Origin of the sequence: Solimonas variicoloris DSM 15731 (assembly GCF_000382285.1) — a bacterium.
GTDB lineage: Bacteria > Pseudomonadota > Gammaproteobacteria > Nevskiales > Nevskiaceae > Solimonas > Solimonas variicoloris.
Genome location: NZ_KB907931.1, coordinates 116397 through 141468, shown reverse-complemented (window position 1 = coordinate 141468; position 25072 = coordinate 116397). Strand labels below are relative to the sequence as shown.

General features: G+C 70.0%; 25 protein-coding genes and 1 tRNA gene. 10 read left to right on the top strand and 16 right to left on the bottom strand.

Features of this window, described 5'->3' with window-relative positions; translation table 11 throughout:
- The first annotated feature begins 179 nt into the window (after positions 1–179).
- Positions 180–872: an SDR family oxidoreductase gene (locus H149_RS0110515; RefSeq protein ID WP_020649715.1), complete on the top strand. Its 693-nt coding sequence runs from the start codon at positions 180–182 to the stop codon at positions 870–872.
- Positions 873–955: 83 nt separating this feature from the next.
- On the opposite strand, the gene H149_RS0110510 is transcribed toward H149_RS0110515, so the two are convergent.
- Positions 956–2167 carry a hypothetical protein gene (locus H149_RS0110510; RefSeq protein ID WP_245540499.1) on the bottom strand — a complete coding sequence of 404 codons (1212 nt, stop codon included), beginning with the start codon at positions 2165–2167 and terminating at the stop codon, positions 956–958.
- A gap of 150 nt (positions 2168–2317) precedes the next feature.
- Positions 2318–3556, bottom strand: coding sequence for an NAD(P)/FAD-dependent oxidoreductase (locus tag H149_RS0110505; RefSeq protein ID WP_020649713.1), 1239 nt, complete (start codon positions 3554–3556; stop codon positions 2318–2320).
- 262 nt (positions 3557–3818) lie between these two features.
- Here H149_RS0110505 and H149_RS22165 point away from each other — a divergent pair, with 262 nt between their 5' ends.
- Positions 3819–4598, top strand: coding sequence for an energy transducer TonB (locus H149_RS22165; protein ID WP_020649712.1), 780 nt, complete (start codon positions 3819–3821; stop codon positions 4596–4598).
- 20 nt (positions 4599–4618) lie between these two features.
- Here the strand turns inward: H149_RS22165 and H149_RS0110495 are convergent, their stop codons facing one another.
- The 6 genes from H149_RS0110495 to H149_RS0110470 form a co-directional block, all read right to left on the bottom strand.
- Positions 4619–5434, bottom strand: coding sequence for a crotonase/enoyl-CoA hydratase family protein (locus H149_RS0110495; RefSeq protein ID WP_020649711.1), 816 nt, complete (start codon positions 5432–5434; stop codon positions 4619–4621).
- 142 nt (positions 5435–5576) lie between these two features.
- On the bottom strand, positions 5577–6782 hold the full coding sequence (locus H149_RS0110490; RefSeq protein ID WP_020649710.1) for an acyl-CoA dehydrogenase family protein: 1206 nt from the start codon (positions 6780–6782) through the stop codon (positions 5577–5579).
- Between the two features lie 10 nt (positions 6783–6792).
- Positions 6793–8091, bottom strand: coding sequence for an acyl-CoA dehydrogenase family protein (locus H149_RS0110485; RefSeq protein WP_026353071.1), 1299 nt, complete (start codon positions 8089–8091; stop codon positions 6793–6795).
- A 92-nt stretch (positions 8092–8183) separates the two neighbouring features.
- Positions 8184–8663, bottom strand: coding sequence for an SRPBCC family protein (locus H149_RS0110480; protein WP_020649708.1), 480 nt, complete (start codon positions 8661–8663; stop codon positions 8184–8186).
- Positions 8664–8826: 163 nt separating this feature from the next.
- A complete protein-coding gene (locus tag H149_RS0110475; protein WP_020649707.1) occupies positions 8827–10626 on the bottom strand; it encodes a long-chain-acyl-CoA synthetase in 1800 nt (599 codons plus the stop codon).
- Between the two features lie 82 nt (positions 10627–10708).
- The gene (locus tag H149_RS0110470) at positions 10709–12481 is read right to left on the bottom strand and encodes a bifunctional lysophospholipid acyltransferase family protein/GNAT family N-acetyltransferase (protein ID WP_020649706.1); all 1773 of its coding nucleotides are present in this window, start codon (positions 12479–12481) and stop codon (positions 10709–10711) included.
- A gap of 162 nt (positions 12482–12643) precedes the next feature.
- Here H149_RS0110470 and H149_RS22740 point away from each other — a divergent pair, with 162 nt between their 5' ends.
- The 6 genes from H149_RS22740 to H149_RS0110440 all read left to right on the top strand — a co-directional run bounded on the left by H149_RS22740 (position 12644) and on the right by H149_RS0110440 (position 16763).
- Positions 12644–13516, top strand: coding sequence for an AraC family transcriptional regulator (locus tag H149_RS22740; protein ID WP_169518338.1), 873 nt, complete (start codon positions 12644–12646; stop codon positions 13514–13516).
- Positions 13517–13663: 147 nt separating this feature from the next.
- Positions 13664–14116, top strand: a complete 453-nt coding sequence (locus H149_RS20600) for a hypothetical protein (RefSeq protein ID WP_020649704.1) — start codon at positions 13664–13666, stop codon at positions 14114–14116.
- Positions 14091–14609: a hypothetical protein gene (locus H149_RS0110455; RefSeq protein ID WP_020649703.1), complete on the top strand. Its 519-nt coding sequence runs from the start codon at positions 14091–14093 to the stop codon at positions 14607–14609. The genes H149_RS20600 and H149_RS0110455 overlap by 26 nt, the downstream gene beginning before the upstream one ends.
- On the top strand, positions 14606–15700 hold the full coding sequence (locus H149_RS0110450; protein ID WP_020649702.1) for a hypothetical protein: 1095 nt from the start codon (positions 14606–14608) through the stop codon (positions 15698–15700). The genes H149_RS0110455 and H149_RS0110450 overlap by 4 nt, the downstream gene beginning before the upstream one ends.
- Positions 15701–15805: 105 nt before the next feature.
- Positions 15806–16264, top strand: coding sequence for a YHS domain-containing (seleno)protein (locus H149_RS0110445; RefSeq protein ID WP_020649701.1), 459 nt, complete (start codon positions 15806–15808; stop codon positions 16262–16264).
- 13 nt (positions 16265–16277) lie between these two features.
- On the top strand, positions 16278–16763 hold the full coding sequence (locus H149_RS0110440) for a hypothetical protein (protein ID WP_020649700.1): 486 nt from the start codon (positions 16278–16280) through the stop codon (positions 16761–16763).
- Between the two features lie 328 nt (positions 16764–17091).
- Here H149_RS0110440 and H149_RS0110435 read toward each other — a convergent pair.
- The 6 genes from H149_RS0110435 to H149_RS0110410 form a co-directional block, all read right to left on the bottom strand.
- Positions 17092–17165 (bottom strand) — tRNA-Gln (locus H149_RS0110435).
- Positions 17166–17240: 75 nt separating this feature from the next.
- Entirely contained in the window at positions 17241–17639 is a 399-nt protein-coding gene (gene rpsI, locus H149_RS0110430; protein ID WP_020649699.1) for a 30S ribosomal protein S9, read from the bottom strand.
- Positions 17640–17653: 14 nt separating this feature from the next.
- Positions 17654–18082, bottom strand: coding sequence for a 50S ribosomal protein L13 (rplM, locus tag H149_RS0110425; protein ID WP_020649698.1), 429 nt, complete (start codon positions 18080–18082; stop codon positions 17654–17656).
- 200 nt (positions 18083–18282) lie between these two features.
- Entirely contained in the window at positions 18283–19344 is a 1062-nt protein-coding gene (locus H149_RS0110420) for a PilT/PilU family type 4a pilus ATPase (protein WP_020649697.1), read from the bottom strand.
- Between the two features lie 48 nt (positions 19345–19392).
- Positions 19393–20559: a PilT/PilU family type 4a pilus ATPase gene (locus tag H149_RS0110415; RefSeq protein ID WP_020649696.1), complete on the bottom strand. Its 1167-nt coding sequence runs from the start codon at positions 20557–20559 to the stop codon at positions 19393–19395.
- 22 nt (positions 20560–20581) lie between these two features.
- Positions 20582–21625: a type IV pilus twitching motility protein PilT gene (locus H149_RS0110410; RefSeq protein ID WP_020649695.1), complete on the bottom strand. Its 1044-nt coding sequence runs from the start codon at positions 21623–21625 to the stop codon at positions 20582–20584.
- A gap of 132 nt (positions 21626–21757) precedes the next feature.
- On the opposite strand from H149_RS0110410, the gene H149_RS0110405 reads away from it, so the two are divergent.
- Positions 21758–22471, top strand: a complete 714-nt coding sequence (locus tag H149_RS0110405) for a YggS family pyridoxal phosphate-dependent enzyme (RefSeq protein ID WP_020649694.1) — start codon at positions 21758–21760, stop codon at positions 22469–22471.
- 86 nt (positions 22472–22557) lie between these two features.
- On the top strand, positions 22558–23223 hold the full coding sequence (gene rpiA / locus H149_RS0110400) for a ribose-5-phosphate isomerase RpiA (RefSeq protein WP_026353069.1): 666 nt from the start codon (positions 22558–22560) through the stop codon (positions 23221–23223).
- A 143-nt stretch (positions 23224–23366) separates the two neighbouring features.
- Here rpiA and H149_RS23175 read toward each other — a convergent pair whose 3' ends face one another.
- The gene (locus H149_RS23175) at positions 23367–23528 is read right to left on the bottom strand and encodes a hypothetical protein (protein WP_020649692.1); all 162 of its coding nucleotides are present in this window, start codon (positions 23526–23528) and stop codon (positions 23367–23369) included.
- A gap of 3 nt (positions 23529–23531) precedes the next feature.
- Positions 23532–24956 (bottom strand): DEAD/DEAH box helicase, encoded by a 1425-nt coding sequence (locus H149_RS20595; protein WP_051101840.1) that lies wholly within the window; start codon positions 24954–24956, stop codon positions 23532–23534.
- Positions 24957–25072: the final 116 nt, after the last annotated feature.

The following is a 25072-nucleotide window of genomic DNA, read 5'->3' as shown; positions in this document are numbered from 1 at the left end:
CGGCGGCGGGATCGATCGGGCCGGCCATTGGCGGCCGGGCCGCGTGATTATAGCAAGCGGGCGGCGGCGCGCAGCCCGGTGCCGGCCTGCTGCCTTTGGCGGAGGCGGGCCACGGCGGCGCGCCGCTACAGTCAGGACGATATCGGTCGCGCGCGCCGCGGCGACCCGGGAGCCGCATCGTGGAACTACAGGGCAAAACCGTCGCCGTCACCGGCGGCTTCGGCAGTCTCGGCCGCGCCGTCATCGCCGCAGCGCGCGCCGCCGGCGCGCAGACCATCGCCATCGACCGCGCCGCGGTGCCGGCCGAACCGTCGCCGGCGCTCGCCGGCAGCCGCCTGTACGGCGGCGTCGATCTCGCCGCGCCCGGCGCCGCCGAGGCTCTGTTCGCGGAGATCGGCCGCGGCGGCGGCCTCGACGCGCTGGTCAACGTCGCCGGCGGCTTTCGCTGGGAGACACTCGAAGCCGGCAACCTCGAAACCTGGGACTTCCTCTACGGACTCAATCTGCGCACGGCGGTCGCCGCCAGCCGCGCGGCGCTGCCGCTGCTGCTCGCGCGCGGCGGCGGCATCGTCAACGTCGCCGCCGGCGCGGCACTGAAGGCCGGCGCCGGCCTCGGCGCCTACGCCGCCTCGAAGGCCGGCGTCGCGCGGCTGACCGAGGCGCTGGCGGAAGAACTGAAGGACCGCGGCGTCACCGTCAACGCGGTGCTGCCGAGCATCATCGACACGCCGCCGAACCGGCACGACATGCCGGATGCCGACTTCGGCCGCTGGGTGCGTCCGGAACAGCTCGCCGACGTCATCGTTTTCCTGCTGTCGGCGCGTGCCGCGGCGATCACCGGCGCCCTGATCCCGGTGTCCGGACGCGTCTAGAAATACGTGCCGCAACGAAAAAGGGCGCACCGCGACGGTGCGCCCTCGGGCCCGCTGCCCACGCCGCCGCAGGCGGCGCCGGCTTACTTGCGGGCAGTCAGCGAGTAGAGGCGCGCGAGGTCGGCGGAGCCGTCCTTGCCCTGCACCGTCTTCAGCGTCTTCAGCGCGTCGTCGGTCTTGCCGCCGAGCAGCTGGGCGTAGCCGAGATGCAGCTTGGCCTCGTCCGGCTTCTTCAGCGCGTCCTTCTTGATGCCCTGCTGGATCAGAGCGATGCCGGCGGCGTACTCGCCGTAGCCGACGCGGTTGAGGCCGGCCTTGATCAGCGCCTCGCCGTCGGCTTCGGTGGCAGCCTGCTTCTCGGCCTCGGCCAGCGCCGGCTTGTTCTCGGCGATCTTCTTGGCGACCAGATCCTTCAGGCGCTTGTGGCGCTCGGCGTCGCTGCCGGCACCGAGCACCTTCTTGTCATAGCCGAGCTTGACGTACTGATCGGCCTCGCCCGGAAAGCCGGCCTGCAGCGCCAGCTGGGCGGCTTCCATGAAATCGCTCCCTTTCTCGAGCGTGCCGGTCATCTTCTTGACGCGGTACAGATCGAGCGTCAGACGATCGGAGAAGCCCGGCTTGTTCGAGGTGCGGATGATGACGTCGAGCCAGTAGTCGCGCTTCGGGTAGTAGGTGACCAGCTTTTCGAGCGCGGCGGTATAGGCCGCCTGGTTGTTCTGCTTGAGGCCCAGCTGGGCGAGCAGCTGCAGCTGCGTCTCGGTCGGCTTCTGGCCGGCCTTCTCGAGCGCGCCGATCTGCGCGTTCAGCTCGCGCTGCGCGCCGGCGAGATCGCCGGCCTGGTAGAGGACCTGCGGCAGCAGGCCCAGCGTCTGCGCGCTGTTGCCGCCGGCGCTGCGGTACTTCTGGATGTACTCGGCGGCCTTGCCGTAGTTGCGGCCGGCATAGGCCAGCTTGGCGACCACGTCGTAGGTCTGCGTCTTTTCGCCGGCCGGCATCTGCGGCGAAGCGAGCACGGTCTCGTAGGCCTTGATCGCGGTATTGGTGTCGCCGGCGCCGGTCGCGGCGGCGGCGCGCATGCGCTCGACGATGTAGCTCTCGTACGGCGTCAGGCTGCCGACCTTGGCGGCGGCATCGACCTGCTGCAGCGCGTCCTTGTACTTCTTGCCCTGGATCAGGGTCTGGGCCTTCTGCAGCGGCTCACCGACCTCGGGGCGCAGCGTGTCGGCGGCATGAACGGTTTGCGCGCCGAGCAGCAGCGCGGCGGCCATCATCAGGGAAGCTAGGGGTGTGCGCATGATAGGTCTGTTTGCTTCGGGTTCACGGGAACGCCGGTCGTGCCGGCGCTCTTATGGGTGTATCGCTCTCCGCATCTTCGCCGATCGGGAACGGACGTGCACGCCGGACGCGATCGCGCGCGGCCAGCCGGCTCGTTCTGCTAGCACTCATCATGCCGCCAGCAGGGATTTGAGGATGAAGGCTTCGTCAGCCAGCTGCGCGGGATCGACGCGCACCCGGTCGGCGACCAGCTTCTTGGCGACCATGAAATCCTGCGGCCGGTTCACCGCGTCGGCCGAGATCACCACGCCGTCCTTCAGGTAGAACGCCGCGAACGACTCGCCGTCGAGGCTACCGCGCACGACGAGGCGGTCGTAGCCCTGCGACAGGCCGACCATCTGCAGCTTGAGCTCGTACTGATCCGACCAGAACCACGGCACGGCGTTGTACGGCACCGCCTTGCCGACGATCGCGGCGGCGGCGACGCGGCCCTGCTCGATGGCGTTCGGCACCGATTCGAGCCGCATGCGGCGGTCGAAGAACAGGTTCTCGTGGTTGCTGCAGTCGCCGAGCGCGTAGACGTCCGGATCGGCAGTGCGCGCATAGCAGTCGACGACGATGCCGTTGTCGATCGCCAGGCCCGCCGCCTCGGCCAGCTCGGTATTCGGGATCAGGCCGATGCCGGCGATGACCAGGTCGGCTGCCAGCCGCGTGCCGTCGGTCAGCACCACCGCCTCGACGCGACCGCTGCCCTCGAAGCCGTGCACGCCGACGCCGGTGTGCAGCTTGACGCCGCGGCCGCGATGCAGACGTTCGTAGAACGCCGAGATCTCCGGCGCGGTGACGCGCGCCAGCACGCGCGGCGCGGCCTCGACGACGGTGACGTCCAGGCCCTTCTTGATGCCGACCGCCGCCGCTTCGAGTCCGATGTAGCCGCCGCCGATGATGAGCAGCCGGCGGCCGGCGCCGAATTGCGCCTTCAGGGCTTCGATATCGGCGATGGTGCGCACGTAATGCACGTTGTCGTGCTCGGCGCCGGGCAGCGACAGGCGCCGCGGCCGGCCGCCGGTGGCGAGCGCCAGCTTGCCGTATTCGATCACGCTGCCGTCGAACAGGCGCACGCGATGCGCGGCGCGGTCGATCGCCTCGACGCCGATGCCGACCCGGCAGTCGATCTGGTTCTTCTCGTAGACCGCCTGCGTCTTGATGAACAGCGATTCGAGCGTCGCCTCGCCGGCGAGGAAGGTCTTCGACAGCGGCGGGCGGCGATACGGCAGATAGGGCTCGTCGCCGATCAGCACGATGCTGCCGGCAAAGCCCTGCTGACGCAGCGATGAAGCGAGCTCGCTGCCGGCCTGGCCGGCGCCGACGATCACCACGTCGGCCTTGGAAATCTGGGAATCCGTCATGTTCTCACGCAGCGTTGGATGGAAGTCCCGGGGCCCGGCCGCGCCCCCGCGGACGCAAGCCGCCTGCGGGGCAGCGGCTCTGCCATCGGGTCCGCTATTGTCGCGGCTGAGCCGCGACATGCAAGTGCACGCCTGCGCCGCCCGGCCGCTTTCGCACGGTCCCTGCCCGAGATGACGAAGCCGGACGCCCACACCGCCTGGCGTCGCCGCCGCGCTCGCGGCCGGTCCGGGCGTCCGGGTCCGGCCGGATCCGGCGTGGCGCTTGCATGACGAAAGCGGCGCGCCAGGGACGGCGCGCAGGAGTCCGATCATCGCTGCCTCGACGCCGGAGCGCTCGTCCGCGCTGACGCTGTCCGTGCTGCTGCACGCCGCCGTGCTGCTGGCACTGCTGCTGCCGCCGCGTCAGCCGCCGCGTCCGGCGGCGGCGCGCCCGGGCCTGACCGTCGTGCAGCTGCCGGCCGCCGTTGCCCAGCACGCGTCGGTGCCGACGCCGGCGGCCGCGCCGACCCAAGCACCCTCGCCAGCGGCCGCACACCCGACCACCGCGCGCCAGCCCGCCGCCCGCCGCGCGGCGACGACGGCCGCCGCGGCGCCGGCTTTAGCGGCGGCGACTGTTCGGCCGGCACCGACGCCATCACCAATCAAGAATTCAGCCCCGAACGACGCAACAGCAGGCGCCATGGCCGAAGCCGCCGCGCAAGCCGCGGCCGCACCGCCGCCGGATGCCGAAACGGACGTGCCGCCGCCGCTCGACTATCTGCGCCGCATCGCGCGGCTCATCGATCTGAGCCAGCGCTATCCGTGGACCGCCCGCCAGTACGGCTACGAGGGCGACGCCATCGTGCGCATGCATCTGGCGCGCGACGGCCGCGTGCTGTCGGCGACGCTGCTGCGCAGCAGCGGCCACGCCGTGCTCGATGCCGAGGCGCTCGACGTGGTGCGCCGCATCGGCCGCTTCCCGCCATTTCCAGGCCACTACCGGCCGGCGATCGGCGAGTTCGACATCGACCAGCCGATCGGCTTCCGCCACTACCGCAACTGAGCCCGGCGTGCGACGGCCGCTCAGCGTTCGAGGCGGCGCGTGCCGAACGGCTGCTCGGCCTTCTTGAGGTTGCGGGCGACGGCGACGCGCTGATTGGCCTTGCCGATGATGCGGCGCTGATAGCCGCGCTCGAGCGCCAGCGCGCGGTGCTCGCCGGCCGCCCAGGCGCGCTGCAGCAGAAACTTGGCGGCGGCCAGCGCGTCCGGCGAGCGCGCCGCGAATTCGGCGGCCAGCGCGCGCGCCGCCACCAGCGGCTCGTCGGCCAGGTGCGTGACCAGGCCCAGCGCCTTGGCCTCGGCGCCGCTGAAGATGCGCGCGCTGAAGGTCAGTTCCTTGGCGACGTCGATCGGCACAAGCTCGCGCAGCAGCACGCTGCCGCCCATGTCCGGCACCAGTCCCCACTTGGCTTCCATGATCGACAGCTGCGCATCGGCGCGCGCGATGCGCAGGTCCGCCCCGAGCGCCAGCTGCATGCCGGCGCCGAAGCAGTTGCCGTGCACGGCGGCGATCACCGGAAACGGCATCTGCCGCCAGCCAAGGCTGAAGCGCTGGAAGGCGTTCATGAACGGCCACCACAGCTTGGCGTAGAGCTTCGCCATCAGCGCGGGTTTGGCCGCGACCGACTTGAAGTCGAGGCCGGCGCAGAACGACGCGCCGTCGCCGCAGAGAATCGCCGCGCGCACCTCGCGGCGCCGGCGCAGCGCGCGCTGCGCGGCGAGCATGGCCTTGAGCATCGGAAAGTCCATGCCGTTGTGACGCTCGGCGCGGATCAGCGTGACGACGGCGATGCCGCCGTCGATCTCGAGGCGCACGCGGGCGCCGAACTCCTGCTGCATGGCAAAGACTCCGAAAGCTCCGGGAATGGCGGCGAAGCGTAGCCGGCGGCGGCGCTTCGCGCGACCGGCCGACGGCTGCACGTGCACTGCTGCGGACGCGGCGGCGCGCGACGGCCGTCGCGCCTACGCGAAGAACGGCGCCCTATTTCAGCTCGGCAGAGGTCTTGCCGAGCAGACGGCGCGCGATGATCAGCAGCTGGATCTGCTGCGTACCCTCGAAGATGTCGAGAATCTTGGCGTCGCGCGCCCATTTCTCGAGCAGCTCGCCCTCACCATAGCCGGCGCTGCCGCACAGCTCGACGCACTTGAGCGCGATGTCGACGCAGGCGCGGCCGGCCTTGGCCTTGGCCTGGCTGGCCTGCAGCGAGTTCGGCTTGCGGTTGTCGGCCATCCACGCCGCCTGCAGCGTCAGCAGGCGCGCCGCTTCGTAATCGGCTTCGAGCCTCAGCAGCTCGGCGGCCGCGGCCGGCTGCGCATGCGCCGGCCGGTCGTAGTCGATCTCGACGCCGACCGCCTTGAGCAGGCGCTGCGTCTCCTCGATGCAGGCGCGCGCCAGTCCGACCGCCATCGCCGCGACCAGCGGCCGCGTGTTGTCGAAGGTCTGCATGACGCCGGCAAAGCCCTTCTCGACGTTGATCGCCGGATCGCCGAGCAGATTCGCCGCCGGCACCCGGCAGTCGCGCAGCGCGAACTGCGCGGTATCCGAGGCGCGAATGCCGAGCTTGTGCTCGAGGCGCACGAGCTCGAAGCCCGGCGTGCCTTTCTCGACGACGAAGGACTTGATCGCGGCGCGGCCGGCGCTGCGATCCAGCGTCGCCCAGACCACGACCAGCTCGGCGCGCGCGCCGGCGGTGACGAAGATCTTGTCGCCGTTGAGCACGTAGTGGTCGCCGTCGAGGCGCGCCGTGGTGCGGATCGCCGCGGAATCGGAACCGCAGTGCGGCTCGGTGATCGCCATCGCCGCCCAGCGGCCGGCGAAGCGCTGCAGCTGTTCCTCGCTCGCCACCGAGGCGATCGCCGCGTTGCCGAGCCCCTGGCGCGGCATCGACAGCAGAAAGCCGACGTCGCCCCAGCACAGTTCCATGGTGCCGAGCGCGGTCGACAGATTGGTGCCGTTGCGGTTGCCCTCGCCGTGCGCGCTCTCGCGGCGCACGCCGGCCGCGCCGGCGCCGCCGACGCCGCTGGCGTTCATGCCGTCGAGCAGGGCGCCGAGCATGTCGAGTTCCTTCGGGTATTCGTGCTCGGCGCGATCGTAGCGGCGCGAGTTCGGCCGGAAGATCTCGGCGGCGACCTGATGCGCCTGCTCGACCAGCGCGCGGAACTTGCTCGGCGTTTCGAGATGGATCATGGCCGCCTCCTCAGACCAGCACTGCGCCTTCGACGAAGCCGGCCGCGCGCAGATCGCGGTACCAGCGCTCGACCGGATGCTCCTTGACGAAGCCGTGGCCGCCGAGCAGCTGCACGGCGTCCGAGCCGATGCGCGCGCCCTTGTCGGCCGCGAGCCGTCGCGCCAGCGCCGCTTCGCGCGCGAACGGATCGCCGCGATCGGCGCGGCTGGCGGCGCGCCAGGTGGTCAGGCGCAGGCCTTCGAGCTCGATGCTGATGTCGGCGACCGCGAACGCGACCGCCTGGCGATGGCTGATCGGCTCGCCGAACGCGCTGCGTTCGTTGACGTACGGGATCACGTAGTCGAGCGCCGCCTGCGCGGTGCCGGTCGCCAGCGCGCTCCAGGCGATGCGCGACAGGGCGATGCATTCGCGATAGACCTCGGCCGCGGCACCGCCGAGCAGGGCCGCCGCCGGCACGCGCACGTCGCCCAGGTGCAGGCGCGCGGTCGCCGCGGCGCGCAGGCCCATCGCCGGCTCGGCTTCGACCGTCAGGCCGGCGCTCGACGATTCGACGATGAACAGCGCCGGTCCGGCGCCGTCGAGTTGCGCGGCAACGACGAACAGCTCGGCCTGCGCCGCGCGCGGCACCAGCGACTTCACGCCGCTGAGGATGAAGTCGGTGCCGTCGCGTCGCGCCGTCGTGCGCAGTGCGAACGGATCGAACAGGGGCTGGGCTTCCTGCACGGCGAGCGCCGCGACCGGCGCATGCTCGCCGGCGAAGTCCGGCAGGTAGCGCGCCTGCTGCGCCGCGTCGCCCCACAGCACCAGCGCCTGGCTGACCGCCGCCGGCGCCAGGCAGGCGAAGGCCAGACCCAGGTCGCCGTGCGCGAGCGCTTCGGCGACCAGCACGTTGCTCACCGCCGCGCGCTCGCCGCCGACGCCGCCGAGCGCTTCAGGAATGCCCAGCGCCGCCAGGCCCAGCTCGTCGGCGCCGCGCAGCAGCGACGGCGGCGCCTGGCATTCGGCATCGGCCGTCGCCGCCGCCGTCCGCAGCTCGCGGTCGGCGAACTGGCGCGCCGCCGCCTGCAGCAGCAGCTGTTCCTCGCTCGGCGTCAGGTCGAACAGGCCACTGCCGCCGGCGCCGCGCGACGGCCGCAGCGGCCGGCCCAGCGACTGCGCGGCCTTGAAGGTGCGCGTGGCCGCGGCGGCACCGCGAAAGCCGACGCGCGCGCCGTGATAGAGCGCCCGTTCGGCCGGCCTGCGCAGCTGCAGACGGTCCAGCAGCGGCGAGCCGGCGATGCGGTTGATCGCGCGCAGGCCCAGCCCCATGACGCGTTGCACGACGCCCATCTCGCCTCCCCCTCGTTCGTTCTGTTGCGGCGTCGCGTCCGGCGCGGCGCTCGGTACAGCGTCAAACTGCCCTAACGCGTCGTCTCCTCGAGCAGCGCGTCGCGGGTCGATTCAAGGAAGATGTCGACCAGGCGCGTGAACTTGCCCTGGATGAACGGCGGCGCGAGCAGGCGGTACATCAGCGGCACCGGCACATCGCGCAGCTTGCCCTTCACATCGAACACCAGCTTGGTCTTCGTGCCCTGATCGAGCAGCGCGAAGCGGCCTTCGATCGTCGCGTTGCCGTAATCCGGCAGCGGCTTCCAGCTCATCTCGCCGCGCTTGGCGTTGACGGTGTAGTGCGCCGCATAGCTGACTTCATGGGCGATGTTCGCGGCCTTAGAGCCGATCGTCGACATCTCCCACAGATAGGCGTTGGTGCCGACCTTCGTCAGCTTCTTGAGCTTCGGAAAGCGGCGGATGGTTCCCTCCAGATCGTCGAGCAGCGGCACCACCCTGGCGTACGGCGCGTCGACTTCGACGCTGCGCTCGATCTTGATATCGACATTCATGTTGTACCCGGCATCGTTTTTTTAACGTGCGGCGAGCATCGCATCGCATCCGCGCGCCTAGCCTTGGCTCGGCGGCTGTGCGCATCGGCGCTTGGGTCAATGCGGTTGCGACACCGACGCCGGGCGCTGCGGCAGGCCGTCCGAACGGACGAGTCCGGCGCGCTCAGAAGCGCAGCGCGCCGCGGCGGATCTCGGCGTAGGCGGCGGCGTCGAACGGCTCGTAGCCGCGCGCGCGGTCGCGCAGCACGTACAGCGGCTCGTCGATCTGCGCCGGATCGTAGCCCTGCTGCTTGAGCTCGACCTTGCGGAACTTGAAGGTCGCGGTGGTCTCCTGCGCGCGGCGCAGGCGCACGAACAGCGGCACGGCGTAGGCCGGCAAGCGCTCGCTCAGATGGCGGGCCAGCGCCGCGCCGTCGAACGCGGTGTCGAGCGTCAGCGCCGCCATGCCGGCGCGGCCGTCGCAGTCCGGCAGCTGCACGCCGTAGACGACCGCTTCGGTCACGCCGGGAAAGTGGTTGAGCGCGCCTTCGACCTCGGTGGTGGCGACGTTCTCGCCTTTCCAGCGAAAGGTATCGCCGACGCGATCGACGAACTGGATATGGCCCCAGCCCTGGCCGCGGACGAGATCGCCGCTGTTGAACCAGCAGTCGCCGCGCTTGAAGACGTCGCGCAGCAGCTTGGCTTCGCTGGCCTTCTTGTCGGTGTAGCCGTCGAACGGCGCGCGCTCGGTGATTTCGGTGATGAGCAGGCCGACGCCGCCCTTGGCGACGCGGACGAGATGGCCGTCGGCGCCGCGCCGCGGCAGTTCGTGCGCGGCGTCGAACTCGACGATCGCGAACGGCATCGGACAGAAGCCGGCGGTGCGCGCCAGACCGAAGCCGTTGACGAAGGCGAGATTGGCCTCGGACGCGCCGTAGAACTCGCAGATGCGGCCGATGCCGAAGCGCTGCTGGAAGCGGTCCCACAGCTCGGCGCGCAGACCGTTGCCGATCACCAGCCGCACGCGGTGCTCGCGGTCATCGGGCCGCGCCGGCTGGTTCAGCAGATAGCGGCACAGCTCGCCGATGTAGCAGAACGCGGTCGCGTCGTAGCGGCGGATTTCGTCCCAGAAGCGCGAGGCGCTGAACTTGCGGCCGAGCGCCAGCGTCGCGCCCGCCGACAGCACTGCGCTCCACGACACCGTCAGGGCATTGTTGTGGTAGAGCGGCAGCGGGCAGTAGAGGACGTCGTCGCGGTGCATGCGCACGGCCAGCTGGCCGACGCCGGCGAGGCTGCGCATCCAGCGATAGTGCGTCATCCGCGAGGCCTTCGGCAGGCCGGTGGTGCCCGAGGTGAAGATGTAGAAGCAGGGCTCGCGCAGGCGGATCTGCGCGGTCTGCGGCGGATTGTCGGCCGGCGCGAGCGCAGCCTCGCCGCGCAGAGGGCGGTAGCCGGCCGGCGGCTCGCCTTCGCCGTCCCACCAGAACGGCAGCGCGCTGCCGGCCTGCGGATGGTGCGCGGTGCTTTCCAGCGCCGCGCGGCATTCCTCGCCGACCACGATCGCGCGCGCGTCGACCAGACCGATGCTGTGCGCGAGCACTTCGCCGCGCTGCTGCGGATTGAGCATCGCCGCGATCGCGCCGAGCTTGACCACGGCCAGCGCGCAGGCCAGCGCCTCGGCGCGATTCTCGAACAGCAGCGCCACGGCCTGGCCGCGCGTGACGCCGCGCGCCGCGAGCGTATGCGCGATGCGGTTGGCCCAGGCGTTGAGCTCGGCGTAGGTCCACGCGCGGTCCTCGAAGCGCAGCGCGATCTGCGCCGGCGTCGACGCCGCCAGCTGTTCGTAGCGCAGGCCGATCGACAGCGGCGTGTCCGGCTTGAAGCGGATCAGGTTCCACAGGCCGCGCTGGGTGATCGCGAAATCGGGCAGCGTCGATGCCACGCCGCGCAGCAGGTCGCGCAGCCGCACGCGATCGTCACTCATGGAACTCCTCCTTGTCGTGCGCGCACTTTCGGCAAGGCGCCGGCGGCCGGCAAGCGCCGGCGCGCCAGCGCCCGCTGTCGAGTCAGTGCCCGTCGCCGGCGCTGGCCGCGCCCGCGGTCTCGCCGCGCCCGACGCCGAGGAAGTGTTCGAGCGTGCGCGCCGGAATGCCGTCGACGCGCACGAACACCAGGCCGTCGAGCGTGCCGCCGAAGCTGTCGTCGACGTTGAAGCCGGCAAAGCGGCCGTTCAGTTCGAGATAGTGGCGCAGCAGCACCGGCAGGCCCGGGCCGCGTTCGACCCGCGCGATCACGCGCGACAGCAGTTTCGGATCGGCGAGCGCCGAGACCACGTTGCGCGGCGCCGCCGCCTGCGGCCGCTCGGGCAGCGGATGCAGCGGCTCGATCAGGCCGGCGAGCGCGGCATCGGCGTGATGCACGCTCAGCGTCTCGGCGATCAGGCGCCGCGCGGCGAGGCTGTAGCTCGGACTGATGCTGACCGGGCCGTACAGATAGCGGATCTCCGGCCGCCGCGCGAGCACCGCGGCGATGCCGCCCCAGAGCAGGCGCAGCGGCTGGAAACTGCGCTGCCAGGCCGGCGCGACGAACGAGCGGCCGAGCTCGATCGCCGCGCCGGTCTGCGCGAACAGCCGCGCGTCGTAGCGGAACAGCGTGCGCGTATAGAGGCCCTGCACGCCATGGCGCGGCACGATCGCGTCGGTGAAACCGAAGCGATAGGCGCCGACAATCTCGCGCCGCTGCGGATGCCAGAGGAACAGGTGCTCGTAGAGCGGATCGTAACGGTCGAGGTCGCGGGCCCGGCCGCTGCCCTCCTGCAGCGCGCGGAAGCTCTCCTCGCGCAGCCGGCCGATCTCGTCGAGCAGCCGCGGCAGGCGCGGCGCCGGCGCCAGATACAGCTCGAACTCGCCGGTCTGCAGCAGGCGGCAGTCGGCGAGCCCGGCGACTTCGGCGGCCAGCGCGCTCGCGTCGGCGCGCGGCGCCAGCGGCTGCAGCGCGCGCGGCGCCGGCTCGCTGCCGCGCTCGACGCCGAGCGTGTAGGTCAGCAGGCGCAGGTAATCGGTCTGCGCCTCGTCCGGGATGCGCGCCAGCTCGCGCGGCTCGACCAGCTCGCCGAGGCGCAGGCCGAGCGTGCGGCCGCGCAACGCCAGAAGGTCGCGCGCCAGCAGCGCCGTGCGCAGGCGCGTGTTGACGACCCCGGCGGCCAGCGAACGCAGACGCGGCCGGCCTTCGACGAACAGCGGCAGCACGCGCGCGCCGCTGCGGCGCGCCAGCAGCGCCACGGTCGGCGACCACGGCGGATCGCCGATCTGGCGCGCCCGCCAGTCGATGCGACTGACCTCGCCGGCCGGAAACACGATCAGCACGCCGCCGTCCTTGAGATGGCGCAGCGCGCTGCGCAGGGCGGCGCCGTTGACGCCGCTGCGGAAGACGTCGACCGGCACGACCAGCGGCGCCAGCTCCGGCAGCGTCTGCAGCAGCGTGTTGGCGAGCAGGCGCACGTCGGCGCGCCGCCGCAGGAACAGGTCGGCGAGCGCCAGGCCTTCGGCGGCTCCGTACGGATGATTGGCGACGACCAGCAGCGGGCCGCTGGCCGGAATGTCGTCGGGCGTGCCGGCGCCGAGGCGGTAGTCGATGCCGACCGCGCCGAGCGCGTAGCGCACGAACTCGTGCGGGGCCAGCGGCGCCGGTCGCGCCCGGTAATAGCCTTCGAGGGTGCGCAGACCGGTGACGGCGTCGAACAGCGAGGCGGCCCAGGCCAGTCCCGGTGCACGCGGCAGGCCGATCGTGACCGGCGGCGGGGCGGAATGCTTGCCGCCCGGCGTGGGTGCAGTGTCCATGCGTCACCTCTTCGTTCTTGTCGGCGTGACGGTCGGAATGCGCCGTCCCGGGGCATTCGACGCACCATTATATGGCCGAGTTCCCGGCTGCCCGCCGGATCGCGGCCGGCATACACTGCGGCCCGAGGAGATGCCGATGCCGCACGTCGAACCATGCAGCCCGTGAGCGAAACCTCGCGCGACGCGGTCCTGAGCGCCGTGCTCGGCGCCCAGCAGGTGCATGTCAGCATCGTCGCGGTCGCCGACTACTGCGGCCGCTGGTTCGAGAACGAGCCGCAGACGCCGCAGGGCAGCTTTCACCTGATCGATCGCGGCGCCTGCTGGGTCGAGAGCCCGAAGCTGCCGGCGCCGCTCGCGCTCGGCGCCGGCGATCTGATCGTCTTTCCGCGCGGCGGCGTCCACACGCTGCGCGACCGCGGCGACGGCGGCGGCGACGCGCCGGCACCGTTCAGCACGCTGATCTGCGGCGAGTTCCGCTTCGCCAACGGGCAGCGCAGCCCGTTGCTGCGCGCGCTGCCCGAGGTCTTCGTGGTGCGCGCCGCCGACGGCGGCCCGGCGTTCCGCGAGCTTGCGCAGATTCTCTCGGCGGCGGCGCAGCGCCGCCTGCCGGGCCAGCAGGCCTTGCTCGACAAGCTCGCCGACAGTCTGTTCGTGATGGCGGTGTGCGTGCACGCCGCGCAGGCCCGGGAGCGCAGCGGCCTGCTCGCGGCGCTCGCCGATCCGCGCCTCGGCAAGGCGCTGGCGGCGATCCACCTGCAGCCGGGCGCGCCGTGGCGCGTCGACTCGCTGGCACGCATCGCCGGCATGTCGCGCACCGCGTTCGCCGTGGCGTTCACGCAGTGCCTCGGCCTCAGCCCGTTCCAGTATCTGACCGAATGCCGGATCGGCGAGGCACGCCGCCTGCTGAGCGATCGCCGCCTGTCGGTGGCGGCGATCGCCGAGCAGCTCGGCTACCAGAGCGAGGCCGCATTCCGGCGCACGTTCAAGCGCGTCGCCGGCATCGGCCCCGGCGAGCTGCGCCGGAACGCGGCGTGACGCGCGGCCGAACGATCGGCAATGACGTCCGATGCCGCCGGCCCTATCGTCATGTCGAGACCGCGCGTAGCGTATTCAGCGGACAGCCATCCATGATTGCCAGCATCGGCGCATTCCCATGACGATCCGTTCCGGAGCCGAGTCTTCATGTTCGACCACCTGCGGCGCCTGATGGACAGCGCCTTCGGCGCCGTGCTGGGCGGCGCCGCCTACGGCAGCTGGGCCACCTACGCCAACTGGAGCGCCGGCAGCAGTCATGCGCTGCGTATCGGCGCCACCCACTTCGCGATGAGCACCGGGCTGACGCTGATCGGCGTGGCGATCATGAATCGCCTGTTCCGGTTCGCCGGCGATCCGCGCGGCGGTGCGGCGCTGGCGTTCTGCGGTTCGATGGGCTGCACCTACGCGCTGCTGATCGGCGTACACAGCCTGATCGGCACGCCGCACATCCTGCTGACGCTGGCGCCGGGCTTCCTGCCGACCCTGTCGTTCTGCGCCGCCTACCCGCTGCTGCTGCTGCGCCAGACGCGCCGCGCGCCGCAGCCGGCCGGCCTTCCGCTCGCCGAGGACGCCGATGAAGCCGCGCCCCTCGTTCGCTGAGATCCTCGCCTTCAATGTCGCCATCGTCGGCCAGGGCCGCGCGCTCGCGCAGCATTACGTCGGGCGCGTCGAGGCCTATGCCGCGCATGTCGGCCCCCATCTTCGGCACGTGATCGAGCATTACGAGGCGCTGCTCGCGCGCGCCCCCGACGAGCTCGTCGACTACGACCATCGCCCGCGCGACCGGCGCGTCGAGCGCATGCCCGACCTCGCCGTTCGCCGCTTCGACGGCATCACCGGCACGCTCGCCGCACTCGAAGGGCGCGAGCCCGGCGAGCCTGTGTCGGTCGGCTTCACGATCGGCGTCGACGGCGCCGATTTCTGCGTCAGCGGCTCGACGCTGGCGCGCGAGCTGCTGTTCGTCGCCAGTCACGCCGTGCATCACTACGCGATCCTGCGGCCGCTCGCCGAAGCCGCCGGCATCGCGCTGCCGGCGCCGTTCGGCAAGGCGCCGGAAACCGTGCGCCACGAACGCCTGCAGTGGGCGCCATGAATCAAGCCGTCGATCTCGCGGCGCGCCGCTACCGAGCGCCGCTCGGCGAACGCCTGGCGATCCGCTGGCAGCGGCTGCTGCGCTGGGAGTTCTGGCCGGCCTGGCTGTTCTACCTGCCGGTGATCGCCTGGATCCTCGTGCTCGGCCTGCGCTACCGCCGGCCGACGGTGTTCACCGCCGCCAACCCGGCTTTCGAGTCCGGCGGTGTGGTCGGCGAGAGCAAGGCCGTGGCCCTCGCCGCCCTGCTGCAGAACGCACCGGATCTGGTCGCCGCCTTCGAGCTGCTGCCGTTCGAACTGCCGCTCGGTGTGCGCATCGCGCGCGCCCAGGCCTTCGTCGGCGACGCCTATCCGGTCGTGCTCAAGCCCGATATCGGCTCGCGCGGCCGCGGTGTCGCCGTGATCCGCGACGAGGCGGCGCTGATCGGCTATCTGCAGCACGCGCCCGGCGACGTGCTCGTGCAGCGCTACGTCGGCGGCGAGGAATACGGGCTGTTCGTCTATCGCGCCCCGGACGACGGCCGGCCGGTGCTGTACTCGATCACGCACAAATGCTTTCCGCGCGTGCTCGGCGACGGGCAGCGCACGCTCGTCGAGCTGATCGCCGCCGATCCGCGCGCGCGCCTGATCGCGCCGCTGCTGTGGGAGCGCTTCGCCGCGCGTCTGCAGGAAGTGCCGGCGCGCGGCGCTTCGGTGCCGCTGGTCGAGATCGGCGCGCACTGCCGCGGCGCGCTGTTCCTCGATGCGTCCGATCTGGCCACGCCCGAACTGCTCGCCGCGGTCGGGCGCGTGTTCGACGCGATCCCGGGCTTCTGCTTCGGCCGCCTCGATTTGCGCTGTCCGTCGGCAGCGGCCCTGCGCGCCGGCACGGCGCTGCGCATCCTCGAAGTCAACGGCGTCACCGCCGAGGCCGCGCATATCTACCATCCGGACACGCCGCTGCATCGCGGCTACGCCTCGATGTTCCGGCAATGGCGGCTGGCCTTCGCGATCGGCGCCGCCAACGCCACGCGCGGCGCGCCGGTGACCGGGCCGTTCGAACTGCTGCGCCGTTTCCGCGCCGACCTGCGGCGTGGCCAAGCCTGGTTCTGAGGCGCACCGCCCCCCTGAACGATCGCGCATGAACGGCGGCGGCGCGCACGCAGGCAGCGCGCCGGCGGCGGCCTACGATGGCGCCATCCTCAACCGGAGCGCGCCATGTCCAGATCCTTCGTCGCCCGCGCCGCCGCGCTGCTGCTGGCCGGCGCCGCGCTCGCCGCGCACGCGGCGCCGCTGATCAATCAGTCGCGGTTCAGCCATCTCGCGGTCGACGGCTACGACGTTGTCGCCTACCAGACCGAACAGCGCGCGGTCGAAGGCAAGGCCGAGTTCCAGACGCGCTGGCACGACGCCCACTGGCGCTTCGCGAGCGCCGCGCACCTGGCCGCGTTCAAGGCCGATCCCGAACGCTACGCGCCGCAGTACGGCGGCTACTGCGCGTACGCGGTCGGCGCCAAGAACGAGCTGGTCGACATCGACCCCGAGGCGTTCACGGTGGTCGACGGCAAGCTCTACCTGAACTACTCGCCGAAAATCCGCGCGCAGTGGGACGCCGACCGCGCCCGCTACATCGAGGCTGCCGACCGCAACTGGCCGGCGCTCAGCCAGCGCCACTGAAGCGGAGCGCGCCATGGACCTGCTCAAGCGTCACGGCCATCTGTTGCCGGCCCTCTACATCGCCTTCGTCTTCGTGCAGTCGCTGTTCTTCAAGTTCACGGACGCGCCGGAGACGGTCTACATCTTCCAGGCCAAGCTCGACCCGTGGGCGGCGAGCCTCGGCTTCCCCGGCCTGTTCGCGCCGGGCGGACTGTTCAGCGCGCATGTGATCGGCAGCGCCGAACTCGGCGCCTCGCTGCTGCTGCTCGCCGGCAGCTTCGTGCCGGCCTGGCGTCGCCTGCAGGCGCTCGGCGCGGTGCTGGCGCTGGCGATCATCAGCGGCGCAATCTTCTTCCACCTGTGCACACCGCTCGGCGTAGAGGTCGTCAACGGCGACGGCAGCAGCGACGGCGGCGAACTGTTCGCGCTGGCCTGCGGTGTTTGGATCAGCGCGGCGATTCTGATCGTCCTGCGCCGCGAGCTGCTGCCTGGATGGCCGCGACGGCGCCCGGCGACCTGAACCGCCGCCCGTCCGCCACGCTTCGGGCGCATCGCACGTCGACGAACAAGCCGTGCAGCCACGGCCGCGCGCCCGGCCGCTCGGCGGCGCGCCGAAGTCGGGAGGTCGAGGCGTCCTGATGCAAAGACAGCACCCTCGCCGACGGCTGCGGCGTGGCCGGATCGGCGCGGCAACCGCGGTCCCGATCCGTCCGCGCCCGACCTGCCCGTCCGGCAAGCCGCCAGCGGACCGGAATCGCCGCAGCGGCCGCACGACCGCGCAGGCCATCGCATCGACGGGCAGCGCCCACAAAAAAAGCCCGCTTGCGCGGGCTTTTCTCTACCTCGGATGGCTGGGGGACTAGGACTCGAACCTAGATAAACAGAGTCAGAATCTGTTGTCCTGCCATTAGACGATCCCCCATCCGAAAGCGGAAATCGCAGGGCGGCGAGTATACACACGCCGCCCCGAATTCCAAGCGGTCTCCGGCGAACCGGATTAACGCTTGGAGTACTGCGTGCCGCGGCGGGCCTTGTGCAGACCGACCTTCTTGCGCTCGACCTCACGGGCGTCGCGCGTGACGAGACCCGCAGCGCGCAGCGGCTTGCGGAACTCTTCGTCGTACTGGATCAGCGCGCGCGTGATGCCGTGACGGATCGCGCCGGCCTGGCCGTTCGGGCCGCCACCGGCGACCGTCACCTTGAGGTCGAAGCGGCCGACCGACTCGGTCACTTCGAGCGGCTGGCGGACCAGCATGCGCGAGGTCTCGCGGCCGAAGTAGGCTTCGACGGTCTTGCCGTTGATGCTGATGTCGCCGGAACCCGGCTTGAGGAACACGCGCGCCGCTGCCGTCTTGCGGCGACCCGTGCCGTACTTGTAATCGATGTTCTTGGCCATGGTGCTGGACCCGATCAGATGTTGAGGACCTTGGGCTGCTGCGCGGTGTGCGGATGTTCCGCGCCGGCATAGACCTTCAGCTTGCGGAACTGCGCGTAGCCCAGCGGGCCGCCCGGCAGCATGCCTTTCACGGCCTTTTCGATCGCACGCTCGGGGTGGCTCTGCAGCATCTTCTCGAGGGTGGTCGACTTGATGCCGCCCGGATACTCCGAGTGGCTGTAGTAGACCTTGTCCTTGAGCTTGTTGCCGGTCGCCTTCACCTTCTCGGCGTTGACGATGACGATGTAGTCGCCGGTGTCAACGTGCGGGGTGTATTCCGGCTTGTGCTTGCCGCGCAGGCGGCGAGCCACTTCGGTGGCCAAACGGCCGAGCGTTTTGTCCGTCGCGTCAATCACGTACCAGTCGCGCTTGACGGTCTCGGACTTCGCGAAGATGGTCTTCATCGGTCCAATCCTATCGGTAGTTATAGTTCGGTTCAGGCCGGCGTCCAGCGAGTCGCTGGAGCTTTCCTGAACCTCGAAAAGCGGGCGATTCTAGCGAGCGGGGGAAGTGGGCGCAAGGGCGAGGCGGATGAGCGCCGCCGCCGCCGGTGCGGCAGGCGCCCCGCAATCGCGCCCCGGCCCAGCCGGGCATGGCCGGGCGCTCACCCGAAATTGATCTTCGCTTCTAGGTTGGTCCGCGAATCGGCGTTGGTCAGCGCCTCGTCGAGCGAGATGGTGCCCTGCCGGTACAGGTTCAGCAGCGACTGGTCGAAGGTCTGCATGCCCTTGTCCGAGGACTGGTCCATCGCGCCGCGGATCTCGTCGATGCGCTTGTGCAGGATCAGTTCCTGGATGAACGGCGTGTTGACCATCACCTCCATCGCCGCGCAGCGCCGGCCATCGTTCTGCCGGACCAGGCGCTGTGAGACGATCGCGCGCAGCGTCAGCGACAAGTCCATGTACAGCTGTTCGCGCAGATCGTCGGGATAGAGATTGACGATGCGCTGCAGCGCCTGATAGGCGTTGTTGGCGTGCAGCGTGGAAATCGCCAGGTGACCGGTATTGGCGAGCTGGATGCAGGCGTCCATGGTCTCGCGGGTGCGCACCTCGCCGACGAGGATGACGTCCGGCGCCTCGCGCAGCGAGCTCTTCAGCGCGCGCTCGTAGCTGACCGTGTCCTGCCCGACCTCGCGCTGGTTGATGATGCTGCGCTGGTTCGGGTGGATGAACTCGATCGGGTCCTCGATCGTCAGGATGTGTCCGCTCTGCGTCTGGTTGCGGTGATTGATCATCGCCGCCAGCGTCGTCGATTTGCCCGATCCGGTGGCGCCGACCATCAGGATCAGGCCGCGCTTCTGCGCGATCAGCTCCTTGAGCACCGGCGGCATGCCGGGAATTTCGTCGAGTCTGGGCACCTGCGAGCGCACGTAGCGCATCACCATGCCGAGCGAGCCGCGCTGGTGGAAGATGTTGACGCGGAAGCGGCCGAGGCCGCCGGCCTCGGTCGCGATATCGATCTCCAGGTTCTGGTCCAGGTAGTGCTGCTGCTCGGGCGTCAGGATGCTGTCGATCAGTTCGCGGATGAATTCGCGGGTCAGCGCCGTCTTGCCGATCGGATACAGCTCGCCTTCGACCTTGATCTGCGCCGGCGCATTGGCAGTGAAGAACAGGTCGGAACCGTTCTTTTCGACGCACAGCTTCAAGTACGGCAGGATTTTCAGCATCCCCTTCCCCGTGGATGACCTGGTTGCGGCGGCGTCGGGCGCCGCTTCCTAGCGGCGCATCACCGTGGCGCCGTCGTCTTCGAGCATGCGCATGCGCTTGACGCCTTCGTCCTCGAGCAGATTGGCGCGCGCGCGGGTCGATTCGAGCTTGACGCGCAGGCGCAACTCGTTCTGCGAGTCGGCGTTGCGGACCGCTTCTTCGTAGCTGATGACGCCGGCCTCGAACAGATTGAACAGGTACTGATCGAAGGTGATCATGCCCTGCTCGTTGGAGCGCGCCATCACTTCCTTGATGCCGGCGACCTCGCCCTTGAAGATCATGTCGGAGATCAGCGGCGAGTTGATCATGATTTCGATCGCCGCGGCGCGGCCGCCGCCGTCCTTGCGCACGAGCCGCTGCGAGATGATGGCCCTGAGGTTCAGCGACAGGTCCATCAGCAGCTGCTCGCGCTTCTCCTCGGGGAAGAAGTTGATGACACGGTCGAGCGCCTGGTTCGCCGAGTTGGCGTGCAGCGTGGCGAGCACGAGATGGCCGGTTTCGGCGAAGTTCACCGCGTATTCCATGCCCTCGCGGGTGCGGATTTCGCCGATCAGGATGACGTCCGGCGCCTGGCGCAGGGTGTTCTTCAGCGCCGCCTCCCACGAGAAGGTATCGGTGCCGACCTCACGCTGCGTGATCATGCAGCCGATGTGCGGATGCACGTATTCGATCGGATCCTCGATCGTGACGATATGACCACGCGAGTTCTGGTTGCGATAGCCGACCATCGCCGCCAGCGAGGTCGACTTGCCCGAGCCGGTCGCGCCGACCATCAGCACCAGGCCGCGCTTCTCCATGACGATCTTCTGCATCTGCAGCGGCAAGCCGAGCTGCTCGAAAGTCGGAATCTCGGTGTTGATCGTGCGCAGCACGCCGCCGACGCGGCCCTGCTGCACGAAGGCGTTGACGCGGAAACGGCCGATGCCCGGCGGCGAGATCGCGAAATTGCACTCGTTGCTGGCCTCGAACTCCTTGATTTGCCGGTCGTTCATCAAGGCGCGCATGATCATCGCCGAGGCTTCGGGCGGCAGCGGCTTGTCGGTGACCGGCGTCATGTGGCCGTCGAGCTTGATCGCCGGCGGAAAGCCAGCCGAGATGAAGAGGTCCGAAGCCCCCTTCTGCTTCATCATCGTCAGCAGCTGCTGAACGAGCTTGATTGCCTGTTCGCGGTCCATCGTGTCTCCCCCGTCCCGCGTCTTAGTTCAGCGAGAAGCTGCGCGGGTCGGCCGACTTCAGGCGCGCTTCCTCGATCGTCGTCATGCCCTTCTTGACCAGTTCCTTGAGGCACTGGTCGAGCGTCTGCATGCCTTCCTTGCCGCCGGTCTGGATCGCCGAGTACATCTGCGCGATCTTGTTCTCGCGGATCAGGTTCCGGATCGCCGGTGTACCGATCATGATCTCGTGCGCGGCGACGCGGCCGCCACCCTTCTTCTTCAGCAGTGTCTGCGAAATCACCGCGCGCAGCGACTCGGACAGCATCGCACGCACCATGTCCTTTTCGGCGGCGGGAAACACATCGACGACGCGGTCGATGGTCTTGGCGGCCGACGAGGTGTGCAGCGTGCCGAACACGAGATGGCCGGTCTCGGCGGCGGTCAGCGCCAGTCGGATCGTCTCCAGATCGCGCATTTCGCCGACCAGGATCACGTCCGGGTCCTCGCGCAGCGCCGAGCGCAAGGCCTCGTTGAAGCCCAGCGTGTCGCGATGCACTTCGCGCTGGTTGATCAGGCACTTCTTCGACTGGTGCACGAACTCGATCGGGTCCTCGACGGTGAGGATGTGCCCGTACTCGTTCTCGTTGACGTGGTTGACCATCGCCGCCAGCGTCGTCGATTTGCCGGAGCCGGTCGGCCCGGTGACCAGAACGATGCCGCGCGGATACTCGGCGATGTCCTTGAAGATCGCCGGGCAGCGCAGATCCTCGAGCGTCTGGATCTTCGACGGAATGGTGCGGAACACCGCGCCGGCGCCGCGCGAGGTGTTGAAGGCGTTGACGCGAAAGCGCGCCAGGCCCGGAATCTCGAACGAGAAGTCGGTCTCCAGGAACTCGTCCCAGGCCTTGCGCTGCTTGTCGTTCATGATGTCGTAGACCATGTCATGAACGTCCTTGTGCGCCAGCGCCGGCAGGTTGATGCGCTTGACGTCGCCGTCGACGCGGATCATCGGCTCGACGCCGGCCGAGAGATGGAGATCGGACGCGCCCTGTTTGACGCTGAACGTCAGCAACTGCGCGATATCCATTTAAGCACGCCCCCGAGGCAAAACCGCTGTCAGCTGTTGTCTAATGTCGCCCCGTCCAGGCGACCCTGCCCGGCAACGCTCGATGGCGATACAAGGCCGACGACGTTATCGGCAATCCCGACCGCAATCAACATGGCCGACATCGAATCCAACCTCGCCGCCGTACGCGCCCGCATCGCCGCAGCCTGCCGCGCCGCCGGCCGCGCCGCGGATACCGTGCAGCTGCTGGCCGTCAGCAAGACGTTCGGCGCCAACGCGGTGCGCGCCGCGCACGCCGCCGGCCAGTCTGCCTTCGGCGAGAACTATGTGCAGGAGGCGCTCGACAAGCGGGCGCAATTGTCCGACCTGGCGCTGGTCTGGCACTACATCGGCCCGATTCAGTCGAACAAGACGCGGGCGATCGCCGAGTCCTTCGACTGGGTGCACGGCATCGACCGCGAGAAGATCGCGCTGCGCCTGTCCGAGCAGCGCCCGCCGTCGCTGCCGCCGCTGCAGGTCTGCGTGCAGGTCAACATCTCCGGCGAGGCGAGCAAATCCGGCTGCGCGCCGGCCGATGCGCCAGCGCTGTGCCGCGCCGTGGCGGCGCTGCCGCGGCTGCGCCTGCGCGGCCTGATGGCGATTCCGGCGCCAGCCGCCGACGGCAGCGATCCGCACGCGCCGTTCCGCGCGCTGCACGCGCTCTACGCATCGCTGCAACGCGAGGGGCTCGAACTCGATACACTTTCGGCCGGCATGTCGGACGATCTCGAGGCGGCGATCGCCGAAGGCTCGACGCTGGTCCGCATCGGCACCGCGATCTTCGGATCGCGGCCGCGCGCGCAAGCCGAAGCGCCGCGTCCGCATTGATGGCGGCCGGCCGCAGCCGCCGGTCGGCCGCGCCGCGCCGCGCTGACGATGGCGGCGCCCTCTTTCACGTCACGAACCGGTACATCATGAATCCGCAAGATCTCGCCAAGCGCCAGGCCGCCGAAGCCGCCCTCGCCTACGTCGAACCCGGCGAAGTGCTCGGCGTCGGCACCGGTTCGACCGTCAACCTCTTCATCGACCTGCTCGCCGAGAAGAAACTCGCGCAGGACGTCAAGGGCGCGGTGTCGTCGTCGAACGCCAGCACCGAGCGCCTGAAGAAGATCGGCATTCCGGTGCTCGACCTCAACAAGACCGGCACGCTGTCGATCTACGTCGACGGCGCCGACGAGGCCAACCGGCACCTGCAGCTGATCAAGGGCGGCGGCGCGGCGCTGACGCGCGAGAAGATCGTCGCCGCGGCGAGCCGCAAGTTCGTCTGCATCGTCGATCAGTCCAAGCAGGTCGACGTGCTCGGCAAGTTCCCGCTGCCGATCGAAGTGATCCCGATGGCGCAGTCCTACGTCGGCCGCGAGCTGGTCCGCTTCGGCAGGCCGGTGCTGCGCGAAGGCGTCGTCACCGACAACGGCAACGTCATCATCGACCTGCACGGTCTGAGCATCGTCGATCCGGTCAAGCTCGAAACCGAGATCAACCTGATCACCGGCGTGGTCTGCGTCGGCCTGTTCGCCCGCCGCCCGGCCGACGTGCTGATCGTCGGCACCCCGGACGGGGCCAGGACCCTCAAGCCCTGAAGTCCAGGCCCGGGTCCGGTTCGGGATTCCGGTTCGGGATTCCGGGCCCGGATCCGCTCCGGCCGCACCACGCAAAAGGCCGCGCAGAGCGCGGCCTTCTTTTTTGCGGCAGCCCGATCGGGCACCCGCCTCAGGCGAAGCCTTCAGTGGACCTTGCGCGACTTGCCGGCGCGATGCTCGGCCGATTTCTGTGCGCGTCCGCCGCTGCCGTACGCACCGCCGCCGAAGCGCGACGGCGGGCCGTAGCTCTTCTGCGGCTGCTCGCGCCTGGGCTTGCCCGCCTTCTTGCCGTCGTCCTTGCTCATGGATTACGCGTTGCCTCCGTTGCGTCCGCCACCGCCCTGGCCCCGGCCGCGGCCGCCACGACCGCGGCGCCGGCCGCTGCCCGGCTGCTGGCCGTGCCCCTGCCCGTGCCCCTGACCGGCACCGTGACCCTGACGCCCCTGCGGCTGCGCCGACGAACCCTGGCGCGGCTGGCCGCCCTGGCCCTTGCCCTGCCCGCCGCCCGCGTGGCGGCCGCCGCCGCGCTGCGGCCGCGGCGGACGCGGCGCTTCCGGCTCGACCGGTTCCGACGATACCGTGCCGCGCTCGAAGCCGTCGACCTCGAAGCCCGGCAGCTGCTTGCGCAGCAGCTTCTCGATGCCGCGCAGATCGTCGCGCTCGTCCGGACTGACCAGCGAGAACGCCTCGCCGACGTTGCCGGCGCGGCCGGTGCGGCCGATGCGGTGCACGTAGTCCTCGGGCACGTTCGGCAGTTCATAGTTGACGACGTGCGGCAGCTGGTCGATGTCCAGACCGCGCGCGGCGATGTCGGTGGCGACCAGGATGCGCACCACGCCGGACTTGAACTCGGCGAGCGCCTTGGTGCGCGCGTTCTGGCTCTTGTTGCCATGCAGCGCGGCGGCGTTGATGCCGGCCTTGATCAGCTTCTCGACGAGGCGGTTGGCGCCGTGCTTGGTGCGCGTGAAGACCAGCGTCTGCTGCCAGTCGTAGCCCTTGGCCAGATGGATCAGGAGCTCGGTCTTGCGCGCCTTGTCGACGAAGATGATGCGCTGCTCGACGGTCTCGACCGCCGAGTTGCGCGGCGCGATGTCGATCGTCACCGGCGCGTTGAGCAGGCCCTCGGCCAGCTTGCGGATGTCCGGCGAGAAGGTCGCCGAGAACAACAGGTTCTGGCGCTGTTTCGGCAGCAGGGCGATGACGCGGCGGATGTCGTGGATGAAGCCCATGTCGAGCATGCGGTCGGCTTCGTCGAGGATCAGCGTCTGGACCTGCGACAGGTCGATGGTCTTCTGGCTGACGTGGTCGAGCAGGCGGCCCGGCGTGGCGACGACGATCTCGGCGCCGCCGGCGAGCTGCTCGATCTGCGGGTTGATGCCGACGCCGCCGAAGATCAGCACGGTGCGGATGCCCGGCAGGTGGCGGCCGTAGGTGCGCACGCTGTCCTGCACCTGGGCGGCGAGTTCGCGCGTCGGCACCAGCACCAGCGCCAGCACCTGCTTGCGGCTGGCGCGCTTGCCGGCCTTCTGCAGGCGGTTCAGCAGCGGCAGCGTGAAGGCGGCGGTCTTGCCGGTGCCGGTCTGGGCCGCGGCGAGCAGATCGTGCCCGGCAATGACCTGCGGGATGGCGCGGGCCTGGATCGGCGTCGGCTGGGCATAGCCCTCGTCGGCGACGGCGCGCACCAGTTCGGGCGCGAGGCCCAGCTCCGCAAAGGAAGAAGGTTCGGATGACATGAAAAAACTCCTGAACGCCTGCTGCGCGGATCGCTCCACGGACCGGTTCAGGTCGTATTGCTGTTCGGGAAGAAAGCGCCGGCGGTCGCACCGCCAGCGGCGCCTGGAGCGGAAAA

Bases quoted from the DNA above. Each gene is read 5' to 3' on its own strand.
- H149_RS0110440 (WP_020649700.1), top strand. From the start codon at position 16,278: ATGGACCTGCTCAAGCGTCACGGCCATCTGTTGCCGGCCCTCTACATC.
- H149_RS0110480 (WP_020649708.1), bottom strand. From the start codon at position 8,663: ATGAATGTCGATATCAAGATCGAGCGCAGCGTCGAAGTCGACGCGCCG.
- rpiA (WP_026353069.1), top strand. From the start codon at position 22,558: ATGAATCCGCAAGATCTCGCCAAGCGCCAGGCCGCCGAAGCCGCCCTC.
- H149_RS0110450 (WP_020649702.1), top strand. From the start codon at position 14,606: ATGAATCAAGCCGTCGATCTCGCGGCGCGCCGCTACCGAGCGCCGCTC.
- H149_RS0110445 (WP_020649701.1), top strand. From the start codon at position 15,806: ATGTCCAGATCCTTCGTCGCCCGCGCCGCCGCGCTGCTGCTGGCCGGC.
- H149_RS0110490 (WP_020649710.1), bottom strand. From the start codon at position 6,782: ATGATCCATCTCGAAACGCCGAGCAAGTTCCGCGCGCTGGTCGAGCAG.
- H149_RS0110495 (WP_020649711.1), bottom strand. From the start codon at position 5,434: ATGCAGCAGGAGTTCGGCGCCCGCGTGCGCCTCGAGATCGACGGCGGC.
- H149_RS0110420 (WP_020649697.1), bottom strand. From the start codon at position 19,344: ATGCTGAAAATCCTGCCGTACTTGAAGCTGTGCGTCGAAAAGAACGGT.
- H149_RS0110510 (WP_245540499.1), bottom strand. From the start codon at position 2,167: ATGCGCACACCCCTAGCTTCCCTGATGATGGCCGCCGCGCTGCTGCTC.
- H149_RS23175 (WP_020649692.1), bottom strand. From the start codon at position 23,528: ATGAGCAAGGACGACGGCAAGAAGGCGGGCAAGCCCAGGCGCGAGCAG.
- H149_RS0110455 (WP_020649703.1), top strand. From the start codon at position 14,091: ATGAAGCCGCGCCCCTCGTTCGCTGAGATCCTCGCCTTCAATGTCGCC.
- H149_RS0110470 (WP_020649706.1), bottom strand. From the start codon at position 12,481: ATGGACACTGCACCCACGCCGGGCGGCAAGCATTCCGCCCCGCCGCCG.
- H149_RS20600 (WP_020649704.1), top strand. From the start codon at position 13,664: ATGTTCGACCACCTGCGGCGCCTGATGGACAGCGCCTTCGGCGCCGTG.
- rplM (WP_020649698.1), bottom strand. From the start codon at position 18,082: ATGAAGACCATCTTCGCGAAGTCCGAGACCGTCAAGCGCGACTGGTAC.
- H149_RS0110505 (WP_020649713.1), bottom strand. From the start codon at position 3,556: ATGACGGATTCCCAGATTTCCAAGGCCGACGTGGTGATCGTCGGCGCC.
- H149_RS0110415 (WP_020649696.1), bottom strand. From the start codon at position 20,559: ATGGACCGCGAACAGGCAATCAAGCTCGTTCAGCAGCTGCTGACGATG.
- H149_RS20595 (WP_051101840.1), bottom strand. From the start codon at position 24,956: ATGTCATCCGAACCTTCTTCCTTTGCGGAGCTGGGCCTCGCGCCCGAA.
- H149_RS0110405 (WP_020649694.1), top strand. From the start codon at position 21,758: ATGGCCGACATCGAATCCAACCTCGCCGCCGTACGCGCCCGCATCGCC.
- H149_RS0110485 (WP_026353071.1), bottom strand. From the start codon at position 8,091: ATGGGGCTGGGCCTGCGCGCGATCAACCGCATCGCCGGCTCGCCGCTG.
- rpsI (WP_020649699.1), bottom strand. From the start codon at position 17,639: ATGGCCAAGAACATCGATTACAAGTACGGCACGGGTCGCCGCAAGACG.
- H149_RS0110475 (WP_020649707.1), bottom strand. From the start codon at position 10,626: ATGAGTGACGATCGCGTGCGGCTGCGCGACCTGCTGCGCGGCGTGGCA.
- H149_RS0110410 (WP_020649695.1), bottom strand. From the start codon at position 21,625: ATGGATATCGCGCAGTTGCTGACGTTCAGCGTCAAACAGGGCGCGTCC.